The 16,325-nt window shown below is 59.4% G+C and carries 19 protein-coding genes; 7 read left to right on the forward strand and 12 right to left on the reverse strand.

The features are described 5' to 3' along the window. Positions 1 to 29 precede the first annotated feature (29 nt). Together ACL9RI_RS21230 and ACL9RI_RS21235 are read right to left on the reverse strand one after the other, a co-directional pair. Positions 30 to 554 (reverse strand): hypothetical protein, encoded by a 525-nt coding sequence (locus ACL9RI_RS21230; protein ID WP_422728477.1) that lies wholly within the window; start codon positions 552 to 554, stop codon positions 30 to 32. 319 nt (positions 555 to 873) lie between these two features. Further along, positions 874 to 1,086: a hypothetical protein gene (locus tag ACL9RI_RS21235; protein ID WP_422728478.1), complete on the reverse strand. Its 213-nt coding sequence runs from the start codon at positions 1,084 to 1,086 to the stop codon at positions 874 to 876. A 195-nt stretch (positions 1,087 to 1,281) separates the two neighbouring features. On the opposite strand from ACL9RI_RS21235, the gene ACL9RI_RS21240 reads away from it, so the two are divergent. The 4 genes from ACL9RI_RS21240 (at position 1,282) to ACL9RI_RS21255 (ending at position 5,809) form a co-directional block, all read left to right on the forward strand. Next, entirely contained in the window at positions 1,282 to 2,880 is a 1,599-nt protein-coding gene (locus ACL9RI_RS21240; RefSeq protein WP_422728479.1) for an ABC-F family ATPase, read from the forward strand. Between the two features lie 159 nt (positions 2,881 to 3,039). Continuing rightward, positions 3,040 to 4,173 (forward strand): quinolinate synthase NadA, encoded by a 1,134-nt coding sequence (gene nadA / locus ACL9RI_RS21245; protein ID WP_422728480.1) that lies wholly within the window; start codon positions 3,040 to 3,042, stop codon positions 4,171 to 4,173. Continuing rightward, positions 4,170 to 5,036: a carboxylating nicotinate-nucleotide diphosphorylase gene (gene nadC, locus ACL9RI_RS21250; RefSeq protein WP_422728481.1), complete on the forward strand. Its 867-nt coding sequence runs from the start codon at positions 4,170 to 4,172 to the stop codon at positions 5,034 to 5,036. The genes nadA and nadC overlap by 4 nt, the downstream gene beginning before the upstream one ends. Next, positions 5,036 to 5,809, forward strand: coding sequence for a substrate-binding periplasmic protein (locus ACL9RI_RS21255; protein ID WP_422728482.1), 774 nt, complete (start codon positions 5,036 to 5,038; stop codon positions 5,807 to 5,809). Before nadC ends, ACL9RI_RS21255 begins: the two co-directional genes overlap by 1 nt. On the opposite strand, the gene ACL9RI_RS21260 is transcribed toward ACL9RI_RS21255, so the two are convergent. Together ACL9RI_RS21260 and ACL9RI_RS21265 are read right to left on the reverse strand one after the other, a co-directional pair. Further along, the gene (locus tag ACL9RI_RS21260) at positions 5,796 to 6,686 is read right to left on the reverse strand and encodes a helix-turn-helix domain-containing protein (RefSeq protein WP_422728483.1); all 891 of its coding nucleotides are present in this window, start codon (positions 6,684 to 6,686) and stop codon (positions 5,796 to 5,798) included. The two genes, ACL9RI_RS21255 and ACL9RI_RS21260, sit on opposite strands and share 14 nt — an antisense overlap. A 15-nt stretch (positions 6,687 to 6,701) precedes the next feature. After that, a complete protein-coding gene (locus ACL9RI_RS21265; RefSeq protein ID WP_422728594.1) occupies positions 6,702 to 7,154 on the reverse strand; it encodes a nuclear transport factor 2 family protein in 453 nt (150 codons plus the stop codon). Between the two features lie 302 nt (positions 7,155 to 7,456). On the opposite strand from ACL9RI_RS21265, the gene ACL9RI_RS21270 reads away from it, so the two are divergent. Next, a complete protein-coding gene (locus tag ACL9RI_RS21270) occupies positions 7,457 to 8,536 on the forward strand; it encodes a TIGR03118 family protein (RefSeq protein ID WP_422728484.1) in 1,080 nt (359 codons plus the stop codon). Positions 8,537 to 8,554: 18 nt separating this feature from the next. On the opposite strand, the gene ypfJ is transcribed toward ACL9RI_RS21270, so the two are convergent. Beyond that, a complete protein-coding gene (gene ypfJ, locus ACL9RI_RS21275) occupies positions 8,555 to 9,463 on the reverse strand; it encodes a KPN_02809 family neutral zinc metallopeptidase (protein ID WP_422728485.1) in 909 nt (302 codons plus the stop codon). A gap of 127 nt (positions 9,464 to 9,590) precedes the next feature. On the opposite strand from ypfJ, the gene ACL9RI_RS21280 reads away from it, so the two are divergent. Then, positions 9,591 to 9,953, forward strand: a complete 363-nt coding sequence (locus tag ACL9RI_RS21280; RefSeq protein ID WP_422728486.1) for a nuclear transport factor 2 family protein — start codon at positions 9,591 to 9,593, stop codon at positions 9,951 to 9,953. 9 nt (positions 9,954 to 9,962) lie between these two features. On the opposite strand, the gene ACL9RI_RS21285 is transcribed toward ACL9RI_RS21280, so the two are convergent. Next, a complete protein-coding gene (locus tag ACL9RI_RS21285) occupies positions 9,963 to 10,667 on the reverse strand; it encodes a DAPG hydrolase family protein (protein WP_422728487.1) in 705 nt (234 codons plus the stop codon). 107 nt (positions 10,668 to 10,774) lie between these two features. On the opposite strand from ACL9RI_RS21285, the gene ACL9RI_RS21290 reads away from it, so the two are divergent. Continuing rightward, positions 10,775 to 11,446, forward strand: a complete 672-nt coding sequence (locus tag ACL9RI_RS21290) for a TetR/AcrR family transcriptional regulator (protein ID WP_422728488.1) — start codon at positions 10,775 to 10,777, stop codon at positions 11,444 to 11,446. 43 nt (positions 11,447 to 11,489) lie between these two features. Here ACL9RI_RS21290 and ACL9RI_RS21295 read toward each other — a convergent pair whose 3' ends face one another. The 6 genes from ACL9RI_RS21295 to ACL9RI_RS21320 form a co-directional block, all read right to left on the reverse strand. Continuing rightward, on the reverse strand, positions 11,490 to 12,275 hold the full coding sequence (locus ACL9RI_RS21295; protein ID WP_422728489.1) for a foldase protein PrsA: 786 nt from the start codon (positions 12,273 to 12,275) through the stop codon (positions 11,490 to 11,492). A 134-nt stretch (positions 12,276 to 12,409) separates the two neighbouring features. Continuing rightward, positions 12,410 to 13,189, reverse strand: a complete 780-nt coding sequence (locus ACL9RI_RS21300) for a peptidylprolyl isomerase (RefSeq protein WP_422728490.1) — start codon at positions 13,187 to 13,189, stop codon at positions 12,410 to 12,412. Between the two features lie 122 nt (positions 13,190 to 13,311). Next, positions 13,312 to 13,608 carry a BolA family protein gene (locus ACL9RI_RS21305; RefSeq protein WP_422728491.1) on the reverse strand — a complete coding sequence of 99 codons (297 nt, stop codon included), beginning with the start codon at positions 13,606 to 13,608 and terminating at the stop codon, positions 13,312 to 13,314. Then, complete coding sequence (locus tag ACL9RI_RS21310) at positions 13,605 to 14,237, reverse strand: septation protein A (protein ID WP_422728492.1); 633 nt, start codon at positions 14,235 to 14,237, stop codon at positions 13,605 to 13,607. Before ACL9RI_RS21310 ends, ACL9RI_RS21305 begins: the two co-directional genes overlap by 4 nt. Positions 14,238 to 14,319: 82 nt before the next feature. Beyond that, positions 14,320 to 14,721, reverse strand: coding sequence for a peptide-methionine (R)-S-oxide reductase MsrB (gene msrB / locus ACL9RI_RS21315; RefSeq protein WP_422728493.1), 402 nt, complete (start codon positions 14,719 to 14,721; stop codon positions 14,320 to 14,322). A gap of 9 nt (positions 14,722 to 14,730) precedes the next feature. Beyond that, entirely contained in the window at positions 14,731 to 16,209 is a 1,479-nt protein-coding gene (locus tag ACL9RI_RS21320) for a protein adenylyltransferase SelO (RefSeq protein WP_422728494.1), read from the reverse strand. Positions 16,210 to 16,325: the final 116 nt, after the last annotated feature.

The following is a 16,325-nucleotide window of genomic DNA, read 5'->3' on the forward strand; positions in this document are numbered from 1 at the left end:
TTACTACTCTTGACAATAGCCTCTTCGGTTTATCGACTAAGTATTGCGTCGCTAACGGCACCGTCTTTTACATTTACCGTTCGTACTACCAAACCGCCTTGCTGATCAAGAAGGCCCAGGCGACGCGCGTACTCGTTCTCCGATACTGTCTCCCAGTTTACGTTGCTGAGGACATAATAAGTACCTCGCGGGACATCCGTAAATTCGAAGCGACCCTCTCCATCAGTAGTTTTTTCTATGTCATATTTCGCGTAGCGGGGATCTTGTCCGACTGTCGCAGCCTTACCTCCAAGCAAAGACTCTCGGTACCATTGTTCGCGATATTTTGTTACCGGTATTAATAACACCGGATTGCCTGCGCCTTTCTTCACGGAGCCGCCTACTGTTTTGGCAAAAACTTGGCCTCTTACTATGCCTGTACCCGTTTTGGGGAGAGCATCATATTCAGCCGAGTCAAATGGCAAGGGCGTAAAGGTGGCGCGTTGAGGCGCTGCACAGCCTGCGAGTAGTGCTGCGAGGGAAATGGCTGTGGCAAATTTTATCATTTTTGTCATTTGTCTTTATCTCGAAGGAGAGGATATTGCTCGCTAATCGTTGCGAGCAGTTGGCGGCATTATATGGAAGATTGCAAATAAGAAATCCATCCAATTATTGCATCATGCCATACCGTCAACGTATTTCAAACCCGATCGCGATGCCTGTCATGCAGAAATGCTATTCATGTCAAAAAGTATGGCTGGAAAAATTGTATTTAATGCACAATACTAACGCTCTCCAGCGCTAGCATCACGATGTAGTCTGGTCCGGGCCATGATTTGAAAATGTCTTTTTCAAGTTTGGTGACGGCAAGCGCTATGGCTTGTATGTTGCACGTCATGCTTGCTTAATAACTTCATGCTCCCTGGATTGCTCGCACTCCACCTTCAATCGCTGCATCGCGTCCGGCGCCATCGGGGCCGTCATCATGGCGCGATAGTGCATGCATTCATTTGTTTCCTGCTGAATCTGCTGGCTGGGCTGCGTCGATTGGCAGCCAGCCAGGAGCATCATGGAGATGGCGGCGATCATCGCGATCATTGATTTCATGCTGTCCTCCTTATGCAAAAGTGCACAAAGGCGCACTATAGCGTGGTCAGGCAAGCAATGCGGAGAGCGGCCCGATGGCGTGCGCTTGCCAGTCATTGTTCCTGGGGGGCTTATACAGTAGTTCATAGTGGGTGCTGTATAATGACGGGAAAGTATTTAACTACCTGTTTTCACTGGATAAAGACCCAATACCACATGCTTTCTACAGCTAACATCACGATGCAGTTTGGCGCCAAGCCATTGTTTGAAAATATTTCCGTCAAGTTCGGCGACGGCAACCGCTATGGCTTGATCGGCGCGAATGGCTGCGGCAAGTCGACGTTCATGAAGATCCTGGGCGGCGACCTGGAACCGTCGGCTGGTAACGTCATGCTCGATACCAACGAGCGCCTGGGCAAGCTGCGCCAGGACCAGTTTGCCTTTGAAGAGATGCGCGTGCTCGACGTGGTGATGATGGGCCACACGGAAATGTGGGCAGCCATCCAGCAGCGCGACGCGATCTACGCGAACCCGGAAGCGACCGACGACGACTATATGCTGGCGGCCGAACTGGAAGGCAAAGTATCCGAGTACGACGGCTACACGGCCGAGTCGCGCGCCGGCGAATTGCTGCTGGGCGCGGGCGTGGCGATTGACCTGCATCATGGTCCGATGAGCAATGTGTCGCCAGGCTGGAAGCTGCGCGTGCTGCTGGCGCAGGCGCTGTTCTCGAATCCGGACATCCTGCTGCTCGACGAACCAACCAATAACCTGGATATCAACACCATCCGCTGGCTGGAAGACGTGCTCAACGAGCGCAATTCCACCATGATCATCATTTCCCATGATCGCCACTTCCTGAATCAGGTCTGCACCCACGTGGCCGACATGGACTACGGCACCTTGAAGATTTATCCAGGCAACTACGACGAATATATGTTCGCCTCGACCCAGGCGCGCAACCAGCAGCTGGCCAACAATGCCAAGGCCAAGGAAAAGGTCGCCGAGCTGCAAGACTTCGTGCGCCGCTTTGCTGCGAATAAATCGAAAGCCCGCCAGGCGACTTCGCGCGCCAAGCAAATCGAAAAGATCAAGGTCGACGACATCAAGCCATCGTCGCGCGCCTACCCCTTCGTGCGTTTCGACGGCGAGAAGAAATTGCACCGCCTGGCCGTGGAAGTCGAGAATATCTCGAAAGCCTACGACCGCCAGCTGTTCAAGAACTTCAGCCTGATGGTCGAAGCGGGCGAGCGCATCGCCATCATCGGCGCCAACGGCGCCGGCAAGACCACCATGCTGCGCTGCATCGCCGGCGAGATCGCCAGCCTGCAGCCGGACCAGGGCCGCGTGAAGTGGGCCGAAAACGCCAACGTCGGCTACATGCCGCAAGATCCGACCGAGGAATTCGCTGCCGACACCATCCTGACGGACTGGATGGGCAAGTGGACGCAAGAGGGCGACGATGACCAGGCCGTGCGTTCCATCCTGGGCCGCCTGCTGTTTGGCGGCGATGAAGTCAAGAAATCGGTGAAGGTCTTGTCCGGTGGTGAAAAGGGCCGCATGATGTACGGCAAGCTGATGCTGGGCCGCCACAACGTGCTGCTGATGGACGAGCCGACCAACCATATGGACATGGAATCGATCGAATCGTTGAACGTGGCGCTGGAAAAATATGCGGGCACCCTGATCTTCGTGTCGCATGACCGCGAATTCGTCTCTTCGCTGGCGAACCGCATCATCGAGATCAAGGAAAACGAAGTGGTTGATTTCCGTGGTAACTATGAAGAGTATCTGACCAGCCAAGGCATTGATTAATCTCATGTCTTGAGCCGCGTGCGCCTTGTCTTTGACTGGACAGGGTGCGCGCCGGGCAGCTTGGCTGCCCGAACCGAAGCGCCGCGGTTATCACGTTCCGGCGCAACTTGCTGCGATATGCGATAGTGCCGGTCTATCCCGTTTTTGTTTGACACATCCATGCAAACCTTATCGATCAAACCCGTCGAGTATGAACATCCGCAAGACGGCGCCAGCTGCACAGCCCATGCCTGGGCCCGCACGCCAGCCACGCCTTCCCCGGCCGAAAAAGCCGAACTGATCACGCGCATCAAGCGCCTGCTGAAAGAGCGCGAAGCCGTGCTCGTTGCCCACTACTACGTTGATGCTGACCTGCAAGACCTGGCGGAAGCCACGGGCGGCTGCGTCTCCGACTCGCTGGAAATGGCCCGTTTCGGGCGCGACCATCCCGCCAAGACCCTGGTCGTGGCCGGCGTGCGCTTCATGGGCGAAACGGCGAAAATCCTCAGTCCTGAAAAAACCGTGCTGATGCCCGACCTGGATGCGACTTGCTCGCTCGACCTCGGTTGCCCGGCAGACGAATTCACGGCATTCTGCGATGCCCATCCGGACCGCACGGTGGTGGTCTACGCCAACACCAGCGCCGCCGTCAAGGCGCGTGCCGACTGGATGGTGACCTCGTCGATCGGCCTCGATATCGTGGCCCACCTGCATGCACAGGGCAAGAAAATCCTGTGGGCGCCCGACAAGCACCTGGGTTCGTATATCCAGAAGCAAACAGGCGCCGACATGCTGCTGTGGCAGGGTAGCTGCCTGGTGCATGACGAGTTCAAGGGCATCGAGCTGGACTTGCTGAAGGAAGAGTATCCCAACGCCAAGGTGCTGGTGCATCCAGAGTCGCCAGCCAATGTGGTGGCGCAAGCCGACATGGTGGGTTCTACCTCGCAAATGATTGCTGCCGCGCAAAATATGGATGCGGATACCTTCATCGTCGCCACCGATAACGGCATCCTGCACAAGATGCGCGCCGCCGCGCCCGGCAAACGCTTCATCGAAGCGCCCACGGCCGGCAATAGCGCCACCTGCAAGAGCTGCGCGCATTGCCCGTGGATGGCCATGAATGGCTTGCTGAACCTGGCAGAGACGCTGGAAAACATGCACAATGAAATCCATGTCGATCCCGCCGTCGGCGAGCTGGCCGTGCGCTCGATCAACCGTATGCTCGATTTTGCCGCCGCCAAGAAGGCCGGCGTACAGCCAGGCCCGGACCTGGCAAAAGAAACCAAATTGTTCCAAGGAATCGGTCCCGCATGAGTACCCTCGTTAATTCTTTCGCCCCTTTCGATCCTGCCCTGGCGCGCGCTTTTGAAGCGAACTTGCTGGCCGCCTTGCTGGAAGACGTGGGCCAGTGCGACCTGACGGGCGAACTGGTGCCGCCCGATAACATCGTCACGGCCCGCGTGATCGTGCGCGAAGCAGCCGTGCTGTGCGGTGCGCCGTGGTTCGAGGGCATCATGAAAAGCCTGGACCGCAGCATCGATATCGTCTGGCATTACGCCGAAGGCGACATGATGACGGCCGACAGCCCCGTGTGCACCATCGAGGCGCCGGCGCGCGCCTTGTTGACGGCCGAGCGCAGCGCGCTTAACTTCCTGCAACTGTTGTCGGCCGTGGCCACGGCCACGCGCCAGTACGTCGATGTGATCGCGGGCACCAGGGCGGCCATCCTCGATACGCGCAAGACCTTGCCCGGCCTGCGCCTGGCGCAAAAGTATGCGGTGCGCGTGGGCGGCGGCAAGAACCAGCGCCTGGCCCTGTACGACGGCATTTTGATCAAGGAAAACCATATCGCGGCGGCAGGCGGCATTCGCCAGGCGCTGGACAATGCGCGCACCCTCGATGCGGGCGTGCCGGTGCAGATCGAAGTGGAAAGCCTGGCCCAATTGCAGGAAGCGCTGGAGGCGGGCGCCGTGTCGGTGCTGTTAGATAACTTCAACAATGACATGATGCGTGAAGCCGTCGCCCTGACGGCTGGCCGCGCCTTGCTCGAAGCCTCGGGCGGCATCAACTTCGATACCGTGCGGGCGATTGCCGAGACGGGCGTGGACCGCATTTCGATCGGCAGCCTGACCAAGGATATCCGGGCCACCGATTATTCACTGCGCATCGTCGGCTGATGAAACGGCCGGGGCAGCACGGCTTGCGCCAGGGGCTATTGGCCCTGGCGCTGCTGTTGCCTGCCTTTGCCTTGCCAGTGCAGGCGCGCGAATTGCTGGCCGTGGGCGCCCAGTTCGAGCGCGTGTTCGAAGTCCAGGCCAATGGCGGCTATACGGGCCTGGGCGCGGAACTGTTGCGGCTGATGGCGGCGCGCACCGGCAATACGGTGCGCTTTCGCCTGGTGCCATGGGCGCGCGCGCAAGCCATGCTGGTGCAGGGGCAGGCCGATATCCTGATCGGCCCGTATAAATCGCCCGAGCGCATGGCCAGCATGGTTTTTTCCGCCCAGCCGTTCTACCAGGACCAGATCATTTTCTACACGCGCCAGAAGGGCGGTTTCGCCTGGGAAGGCGATTACGCGGCGCTGAAGAAACGCCGCGTGGTGGTGCTCAATGGCTGGGCTTATGGCGCAGACTGGGAACGCATCCGCCCGGGCCTGCAGGTCAGCGTGGCCAACAGCGTGGAAAATGGCGTCAGGATGCTGGTCCATAACCATGTCGACGTGTTCATCAGCAATCGCCGCAACACCGATCCGGTGATCGCCCGCCTCGGTTATGAGAGCCAGGTCAAGGCGCTGCCCAAGGTCATCGATGTGCAGAACGGCTACTTTGCCTTTCCCCGCTCCACTGAATCGGACGCGCTGCGCATGCAGTTCGACCAGGAACTCAATAACCTGATTACTAGCGGCGAATTGAAACGGCTGGCCAGGCGCTTTGATGTCACCGTGCCGTGAGGCCATCGCCAGCAGCGACGTTGCTGGGCGGCATACCGAAGCTGCGCTTGAACAGGCGCGTCAGATGGGCGTGGTCGGCGAAGCCGCACAGGCGCGCCACTTCGCCCACCGGCTGTTTGCTGCGCAACAATCCCAGCGCCCGCAGCAAGCGGCGCTGCATCACGAAGGCATGCGGCGTGGTGCCCATGGTATTGCGGAAAGCCCGCGAAAAATGAAATTTGCTGGTGCCGGCGATGTCCGCCAGCGTGTCCAGCCGCAAGTCTTGCGCCAGGTTCTCTTCGATAAAGTCCGCCACGCGGCGCGTCCTGAATGGCGCCAGGTTTTCTTTTTCAATGGTTGAGGCATGGCCGGCCAGGGTGGTCAACGCCAGCAGCAGCCGGCTCAAGATGGCCGCGCGTAATTGATCAAAGTACAGTTGTTGGCCGGATAGGCCATGGTCGATGCCGGCTTCGTGGGCGCGCGCCAGCCGGTGCAGGGCCAGGTCGCTGCGATAACCGCGCTTGAACTCGCCGCCGGCAAATCCGGGAAAATGGTCCGCCAACTGCTGCGCCAGGAAGCCGGGCGAGATCGTGACGTGAAGAAAGCGGGCCGGACCTGCGCCGGCTGGAAACACGAGCTCATCCGGATACAATAATTGCAGGGCGCCCGGTGGACACCAGCCATGTTGCGGCCTGCCATCGAATTCGCCGCATTGCCGATGTCCCCGGGCCTGCACATAAAATTGATAACTGCCCGTCGCTTCGGCATGGTCCGCCACCCAGCTTCCCGGGTCCAGGCGCTGGCGGTCGGCAAACAGCAAGCCCGGTGCCTCTTGCCAGGCACCATTGATCCTTTCGCCCGTTGGAGCGGGAGTAACGGCGTCAGTGGAAAAAGACAAGCGGGCGTGCATGGATCAAAACATGGTATTGGTATTGTTCGACGTTTCCGGCACTGGCTGGATACGGTCCCAGTGTTCGACGATCTTGCCATTTTCCAGGCGGAAAATTTCACCGACAGCCAGGCCCCGTTCATCGGGAAAGCGCTTGATGAAGGTATTGAGGATCACATAATCGCCATCGGCAAACGCCTGGCGTATGTCGGCATGCGAGTGCGGGTGATCGTCACGCACCCATTTGATGAACTTGCGGAAGCCATCGCGGCCATCTTCGGCGGTCGGGTTATGTTGCCGGAAGGACGGGCCGACAAATTGCAGCGCTGCATCGGCGTCCTTGTCGTTCAGGGCCGTGTTGTAAAAGGCGATGACGGTTTTCTTGTTCTGTTCCAGCTTGTCGCAATATTGCTGTACCGCCGCCGGTCCGGCATCGATGGCGGCCGACAAGCCGTCGGCGCGCGCTGCGCCTGGCATCGCCAGGGCCGAGGCGATCGCGATTGTGCAGGCGAATAAGGCATGCGTTTTGTTGAGTGCGTTCATGGAGCTTCCTGTCAGCAAGGCATCTGGTTGGGATGAGTACCATCAGGATGTTACTTGCATTTTGCATGTTGCAGCATGGTCAGCCGCAAGTGTTCGCACGTTTATTCAAGGGCGGCCCGTGAGCGGGAGGCAGGCGAGGCGAACTTTCGCCTGCTCTTGAGCGGCATCATCAGTTGATGCGGCAACTCGCCGTATGGTGGGGGCAGACAGTGTTCATCACCGCGAAAGGACGCACCATGAATACGCACCATGCCTCCAGGATTGCCAGCGCCTGCCTCGTTGCCGTGCTGGCGGGCACGCTATTTTCCTGTGGCGGCCATCACCACCACAAGCCGCCGGCCATCAGCGCCTATGCCGATTCCAGCCTGGTGTCCGACGTGGCGCAAGTGCCGGCCGCGCATACCGATCCCAACCTCGTCAATGCCTGGGGCCTGGCCTTCAATCCCCGGGGATACGTCTGGGTGGCGGACAACGGCACGGCAAAATCCACCTTGTACGACGGCAATGGCGTGCCGCAAGCGCTGGTGGTGTCCACGCCTGCCGGGCCGACCGGCATCGTCTTTAACGGCACGCAGGATTTCAAGCTCAGCCAGAACGGCGTGAGCGCCGCCAGCCCGTTTATCTTCGCCAGCGAAAGCGGCAGTATTTCAGCCTGGTCGCCCTCGGTCAGCCCGACCACCGCCGTGGTCGTATTCGACGGCAGTACTGGCGGCAGCGTCTACAAGGGCCTGGCGATCGGCAGCTACGCCGGCGCCAACTATCTGTATGCGACGGATTTCCACAATCAGCGCATCGATGTCTTCGATGCCAGTTTTGCCAGGGTTGCCCTGCCGGGCGCCTTCAGCGATCCTGGCATGCAAGCCGGGTATGCGCCGTTCGGCATCCAGGCCATCGGCGGGCGCATCTATGTCGCCTATGCCAAACGGGCCGCCAGCGGCGACGATGAACAGGCTGGGCCCGGACTGGGCATGGTGAATGTGTATGACAGCGGTGGCACCTTGCTCAAGCGCCTGGTGACTGGCGGCGCGCTGGACGCCCCATGGGGCATGGCGCTGGCGCCAGCTGATTTCGGCGGCGCCAGCAATGCGCTGTTGATCGCCAATTTTGGCGACGGCAAGATCAATGCCTACGATCCGGACACCGGCGCCATCATCGGCGCCCTGGCCAGGGCCGATGGCGCGCCGCTGGTGATCGATGGCCTGTGGGGCATCGCCTTCGGCAATGGCCTCAATAGCCAGCCGCTCAACACACTGTTCTATACGGCCGGGCCGAACGATGAAGCCCACGGGCGCTATGGGCGTATCGACCTGAAATAGTTGCAGTCGAGTTGTCGCCTACAACTGGCGCGCTTCGAAAGTGTTGCATTGTGCAATCTGGCCACTGTCGATGCCCCGGCTGAACCAGCGCACGCGCTGTTCCGACGTGCCGTGGGTAAAGGAGTCGGGCACGACGTGGCCTTGCGCCTGGCGTTGCAGGGCGTCGTCGCCGATGGCGCTGGCCGCTTTCAGCGCCGATTCCACGTCGCCTTTTTCCAGGATCTTGCGGTCCATGTTGGCGTGATACGCCCACACGCCGGCAAAGCAGTCGGCCTGCAATTCCAGCCGCACGGACGTGGCGTTGGCCTGGCGTTCGGATTGCGTGCGGCGCGCGCGATCGACTTTTTCCGAGATGCCCATCAGGTTTTGCACGTGGTGGCCCACTTCGTGCGCGATCACATACGCTTCCGCAAAGTCGCTGGAGACATGGAAGCGGCTTTGCATCAGCTGGAAGAAATCAAGGTCCAGATACACTTTCTGGTCGGCCGGGCAATAGAAGGGGCCGCTGGCGCTCTGGCCCGGGCCGCAGGCGGTCTCCGTGCTGCCCGTGTACAGCCTCAGCTTGGGCCGGACATAGCTGCCGCCTTCCGCCTTGAACAGGGCGCCCCAGGTATCTTCCGTATCGGCCAGCACGATTTTGACGAAGCGCGTGGTGCGGTCATCCGCAGCGGAGTGGGGCGCTTGTGTCTGGTGGGGCGCCTGCGCCTGTTGTGTACTGAGCTGGCCGCCGCCACCGCTGAGGATATTGAGCAGGGTGAGGGGATTGACGCCCAGCACGTAGGAGCCGAGCAGGGCGACGACGATGGTGCCGATGCCGATCGAACGGCCGCCGAAGCCGAAGCCGCCTCCGCCACCATTGCCACCGCCGTCATTGTCGCCGCGGCGGTCTTCCACGTTGTCGCTTTCGCGATTGCCTTCCCATTTCATGGTGTTAACTCCTGTTGCATTGATGACGGGCGCGGATTTTACCAGCAGCGTTGCCAACAAAGTGCAGCGCAGCAGGGTACATGGTGTTACCCTTTAAAACTTTCCACTCTCACCATGGTATCACTGCATGACGACCACACACGACACGCTTATTTCTCCCACTTCCGTGGTCCAGGCCCAGCTGGATGCCTACAACGCCCATGACGTGCCCGCCTTGCTGGCCATCTATGCCGATGACGCGCAGCAATTCCAGCATCCCGCTACCTTGCTGGCCCAGGGCAGTGCCCAGATCGGCCCGCGTTTTACGGCCCGCTTTGCGGCCAGCTTGCCGCAGGCGCGATTGCTGAACCGCATCGCCTGCGGCAAGCTGGTGATCGACCATGAAATCGTCACCAGCGTGACGGCGGACGGCAGCAGCGAGCAGGAGCTGGTGGCCACCTATGAAGTGGTCGACGGCCGCATCGCGCGCGCCTGGTTCAGCTTTGCCTGACGCCGCGCATTACCACGGCAGCGGGGCTGTTTCACCATTGCCCTGTTCGCCGTAATACAGCGAGGGCAGGAAGCGCGACAGATAGGTAAATTCGCTGTAGCAATGGCGCAGCAGGTTCAGGCCCAGTACATCGGGCACGTCGCGCACGGGGTCGTCGCTATGGCGGCCCAGCAAGAAGCGGCTGCGCAGCACGCAGCCGTACGGCGTGTCGCGCGCCAGGTGCAGCATTTCGCCATCGAGCGGGTCGCCCTGCGCATCGAGCGCCACGTGCTGGCCAAAGCCGATGCGCGCGCAAATGGCGGCCGACAGGGCGCCGCTGTCCCGTGCCGCCTGTAGCTGGCGTGCATCGAATACCTGTTCCGGATCATGGAATTTCAGCTTGGCTTTCACGGGCGGAATATCTCCCAGCGACTCCACCGCCTCGATCGAGGCGCCGTAATAACTTTCTCCCTTGCGCCAGCGGCTATCCCAGCCATGATGCGCCACGTGGTCGTGCGGATGCCACCACTTGATGTGCTGCGTCGTCTCGAAAAAAGTAAACCACCAGTCCAGCATGCGGCCGCTGCAGCCGTGCAAGTCCGTGCGCGCCGCCACCAGCAGGCAGCCATCGTCGAGGCGCGTGATGCCCGTTTCCAGGTGCAGCGGAAACGGGTCCAGCAAATTGCCCGTGCCGGCGATGCGCCAGGGGGCTGCAGCCGAGGTAGATCCAGTCATGTTGTGCTCCTTTGTTTGGGTGCAGTGATTATATATTAAAGAAACGTTTAACGTTTCCAAAATATTTTTCACGGTAGAATGGCGCATGATCGACGACGGGAGCAGGCATGCAGGAAGCAGACAAGACCATGCGGGGGCGCGGCCGGCCGGCGCGGCCACCTGAAGAGGCGCGCCAGGCGGCGGTGCAGGCGGCCACCTGGCTGCTAGTGCATGAAGGCTATGCGGCCACCACCATGGAAGCGGTGGCGCGCCATGCGGGCATGGCCAAGAAGTCGCTGTATCAGTATGCGGCCAACCGCGAGGAGCTGGTGGCGCTGGTGGTGCGCGACTGGACGGATGCCTTTTTGCCTGCCATGGCGCACGATGCGGCCCAGGCGGGTGAGGTATTGCCCTTGCTGAAGGATATCTTGCTGGCGATGGCGGCGCGCGTGCTGTCCGCCGAGGCGGTGGGCCTGTTCCGCCTGCTGTGCACCGAGTTTCCCGCCCGCGTGGACTTGCTGGCCGTGTACCAGCGCAACGGCATCGAGCGGGGCACGGCGATGCTGGCCGGCTGGCTGCGGCGCCAGGCGGAACATCGTCACGTGCAAGTGGACGATGCACCGGAACTGGCCGGTTTGCTGCTGGCCATGGTGATCGCCGAGCCGCTGCGGCAAATGGCGCTGGGTATCATTCCCGCCGTGCCGGCATGGGATGCGGGCCCCCGCATCGACGCGGCGCTGCGCCTGCTGGACGGGCAGCTGATGAACCGGACGCTGGGCAAGCCGACTCAGCAGGCATAAAAAAAAGCGCTCCGGGGAGCGCTTTTTGCGGTGGATTCACAAATTACTGAATCTTGGCTTTCTTCATCAACTCGTCGCGGTAGGCGGCCAGTTTCTTCTGTTGCACGGATTCAGCAACGCGGTCCTTGACTTCTTCCAGCGTCGGGAACTTGATTGGACGGGTTTCTTCCAGCTTGATCACGTGGAAGCCGAATTGCGACTGCACCGGCGTTTGCGTGATCTGGCCTGGTTTCAGGGCCACCAGCGCATCGGAGAATGGCTTGACGTAGGAAGCAGGGTTAGCCCAGCCCAGGTCGCCACCATTGGCTGCCGAGCCGTCTTTCGAGACCTTGGCCAGGTCTTCGAACTTGGCGCCGCCCTTCAGTTTGGTGATGATGTCCTTGGCTTCCGCTTCGGTCGCGACCAGGATGTGGCGTGCATGGTATTCCTTGTCGCCAGCTTGCAGGGCTTGTGTTTTTGCCTTGTCGTATTCAGCCTTGATGTCGGCATCCTTGACCGGGTTTTTCTTGATGTAATCTGCCAGCAAGGCATTAATGATGATGCTTTGACGGGCATTGTCCAGTTGCGTCTTGATGTCGGGACGGGTGCCAACGCCTTGCTTGTCGGCTTCCTGGATCAGCACTTCGCGGCCGATCAAGTCTTTCTTGATGGCTTCGCGCAATTGCGGCGAATCTGCCTGCTGGCCCTGGGCAACGACTTGCTTGACGACCTGGTCGACGCGCGATGCAGGAATCGCCTTGCCATTCACAGTAGCAATGTTTTGTGCGAAAGCAGGGGTCGCCACGACGGCGACCAAGGCTAAGATCAGGCGGGCTGGCTTCAAAATCATGTTCATTCCTATTATTAGTACAACAGTTCGGTACAGAAGTTTAGTGCAAAAATGCGCGTTGTGGCGGTTCGCTGGCCCATATTACAACGCAGAATACACGACCGGCGCCACAAAGGGCGCCGGAGAGGTCCGTATTACTGGATTTTCGCTTTTTTGATCAATTCTTCTTGATACGCCTGCAATTTCTTCTGTTGCAGCGATTCAGCGATTTGCGGCTTCAGTTCTTCCAGGGTCGGCAGTTTGGCTGCGCGGGTGTCGTCCAGCTTGATGATGTGGAAACCATTTGCCGTTTGTACCGGCGTTTCAGTGATCTGGCCTTTTTGCAGTTTCACCAGCGCGTCACCAAATACTTTCGGGAATGCCGAAGGAGGCGCCCAGTCCAGGTCGCCGCCGGTTTCGGCCGAACCCGTGTCTTTCGATTGCTTGGCCAGGTCTTCAAACTTGGCGCCGGCTTTCAGCTTGGCGATGATGTCTTTTGCTTCCGCTTCGGTTTCCACCACGATGTGGCGTACATGGTATTCCTTGTCGCCCGTTCTGGCGATGAACTGGTCGTACTCGGACTTGATGTCGGCGTCGCTGACCGGGTTCTTTTTCAGGTAGTCGCCCACCAGTGCATTGATGACGATGGCTTGGCGCGCGTTTTCGATTTGGAGTTTTACAGCTGCATCTTTACCGAAACCTTTGCTTTCCGCTTCTTGCACTAACACTTCGCGGCCGATCAGATCTTTCTTGATGGCATCGCGCAGCTGCGGCGAATCCGGTTGCTGGCCTTGGGCGACGACTTGCTTGACGACTGCATCAACGCGCGACGACGGGATAGGCTTGCCATTCACAACAGCAATATTTTGCGCAAAAACAGGTACCGCGACGACGGAGAGTAGTGCGATCAGCAAGCGGGCTGGCTTAAAAGTCATTATTAAATCCTGTTAGGGAAAGTTTCGTAAAAAACGCATGGAAGAAATCTTGTATACAGCGTTTGTTGTTGCGTCAGCCAACTACTCTTGCTACGCCAAAAACGCCATCCTACGTTTCCATATCATACTTCGGACGGCGCCAATGCAACAATAGCCAATGCATGTATCTCATTATGCATCATATCGTGCACGGAATCATACACCAGACGATGACGCATGACGAGCCTGAGGCCTTCAAATTGGCTAGAAATAATCCGCAGATTGAAATGCCCCCCACCCGAAGCGGCGCCGGCATGGCCGCGGTGGCGTGCCGAGTCGTCTTCCAGTACACATTCCAGCGGTGCAAGTGCTGTTTCCAGGCGCAAACGGATACGCTCCATGCGGGTTTCCGGGGAGTTGTTGACAGGCGTATGCGTCATTGTGCTTCTTCCTTGATATGTTTTGCCAGGAACAAGGTCTGGACCACGATAAAGACAAAGAAAATACCGGTGGCGCCAAATGCCTTGAAGCTGACCCAGGCCGCCATGTTGTCCTTGTACAGCACGAAAGCGACAAACAGATTCAATGCACCCATGGCGCCAAAGAAAATGATCCAGCCAGCCAGCAATTGTTTCCATACGGCTTCAGGCAATTGCACCTGGGCTTCCATGGTCTTGCGGATCATGTTTTTCTTGAAGCCCAGTTGCGCGATCAACAGGCCCAGGCCCGACAGCCAGTAGATCAGGGTCGGTTTCCATTTCAGGAAGAAATCGTCGTGCAAATAAATGCTGGCGCCGCCAAACACCACGAAGATGAACAGCGACAGCCACAGCATGCCGTCGACCTTGCGGCCGCGCAGCAGCAGGTAGCTGACCTGGCAGGCGGTGGCGATGATGCCGACCAGGGTGGCCAGTACCCATGGCGCTTGTTCGGCCTTGATGATGCCGCCCGAGACGATGCCGCCAAGGTACTGTTGTACGAAGGCATGTGTAGAGGCTTCATACATGCCGCCCAGTTTAAAGGCGGCAAAGAAGGCGATCAGCGGGAAGAGGTCGAATAAAAATTTCATGGTGACACTTTACTATGGTCGTATAAAAATCGCCTTAGAACTGGCTTAGGAGCAACTATTGCCGCCCCTGCGCATTCTATTGCTAAGGTTGCGGATCAAAACGCAGCGAGGCTGAATTGATGCAATAGCGCAATCCCGTTGGCGGCGGGCCGTCCGGGAACACGTGGCCCAGGTGGGCGTCGCAGACGGCGCAAACGATTTCCGTGCGCACCATGCCGTGGCTGCGGTCGACGATTTCCGTCACGTTGGCCGGGTCCAGCGCCTTGAAATAGCTGGGCCAGCCGCAGCCGGAATCGAACTTGGTATCCGAGGCAAACAGTGGCGTGTTGCAGCAGACGCAGGTGTAGATGCCGTGTTCGTGATGGTCCCAGAACTTGCCCGTGAAGGCGCGTTCGGTGGCGGCGTGGCGCGTGACTTGATATTGCATGGAGTCGAGCATGGCGCGCCATTCGGCGTCGGTTTTTTTAACTTTTGCGATGGTCATGGTAATACCTCAGGATGAGCAACTAACTTCAAGATGGCTGGCCCAGTCGGGCGGCAGGGCCGCATAGTGCTGGTCTTCAGGCTGTTCGTCAAATGGCTTTTCCAGAATCGCCAATAAACGGGCTATTTCGGTGTAGTCTTGCTGCTGGGCTTTTTCGATGGCGACTTGCGCCAGATAGTTGCGCAGCACATATTTGGGGTTGACCCGGTCCATCGCGGTCTTGCGGATGGCGTCCACGCTGTTTTCCGCAGCCAGGCGGGCGCGGTATTGCAGCGCCCAGGCATCGAATCCTGTCCTGTCGATCAACATGTCGCGCAGCGGCGTATCGGCCTCTGGCGCGGCCACCTGCAGATTGCCCAGCGCGCGGAAGAAGTTCGTGAAGTCCACGTGGTTGGCCTGCATCAAGGCAAACATGCCGTCGAACAGCTGCGTATCGCCGTCCTGTTCGGTCAGCAAACCGAGCTTGGCGTGCAGCAATTCAGACATTTTTGCCGCAAACGCCGGCTGGTAGCTGTCCAGCGCCGCCTGCGCTAACGCCACTTCGCCGATCAGCGGCAGCAGGGCCTGGCCCAGCGCGTAACAATTCCAGTGGCCCACCTGCGGCTGGTTGCCATACGAATAGCGGCCTTGCTGGTCCGTGTGGTTGCAGATATGGTCCGCATCAAACGCTTCCATGAAACCGAAGGGGCCGTAATCGAGCGTCAGGCCCAGGATGGACATATTGTCGGTGTTCATCACGCCATGCATGAAACCGACCGCTTGCCACTGGGCGATCATCTCGGCCGTGCGCACGCACGCTTCCGCCAGCAAGGCTTGATATGGATTTGCTGCATCGCGCAATTGCGGATACAAACTGTCGATGACATAGTCGGCCAGCACTTTCAGCTCTTCCGGCCGCTTGCGGTAAAACCAGTGCTCAAAAGAACCGAAGCGCACGAAGCTGGGCGCCATGCGCGTGACCACGGCCGCCGTTTCCACCGTTTCGCGCACAATGCCTTGCTGCGAACCCATGATGGCCAGCGCGCGCGAGGTAGGAATGCCGAGCGCCGCCATGGCTTCCGAACACAGGAATTCACGGATCGACGAACGCAGCACGGCGCGGCCATCGCCCATGCGCGAGTAGGGCGTGGCGCCCGCGCCTTTCAGCTGCAGCTCGATGGCGCCGGCTGGCGTGGCGATATCGCCCAGCAAAATCGCGCGGCCATCGCCGAGCTGGCCGGCCCAGTTGCCGAACTGGTGGCCTGAATACACGGCCGACAAAGGCTGCGAGCGTTCGGCTACCTTATTGCCACTCAGTAATTCAACGTAATCGGCCTCGGCCAGGCGTGCGCTGTCGAGCCCGACCAGCGCCGCAGCTGGCGCACTGGCCGCCACGAAGTAGGGCGAGGGCAGCGGCGTGGGCATCAATCGCGTGTAAAACGCGGGCGGCAGGGACGCAAAATGATTGTCCAGGGGAAGGTTATGAGCGGTGATGATGATTCCAGTCAAAAAATGCGCCAGCGATGGCGCTGGCCCGGAGCGAGGATTTTACCGCACCGTATCACAGCGTGCTTCACAGCGCGCTTTTCACGGGCGGAATCGGCGGCCCAGCTGGCCTGGAAACA

Source organism: Janthinobacterium sp. Mn2066 (assembly GCF_049319705.1).
Lineage (GTDB): Bacteria > Pseudomonadota > Gammaproteobacteria > Burkholderiales > Burkholderiaceae_D > Janthinobacterium.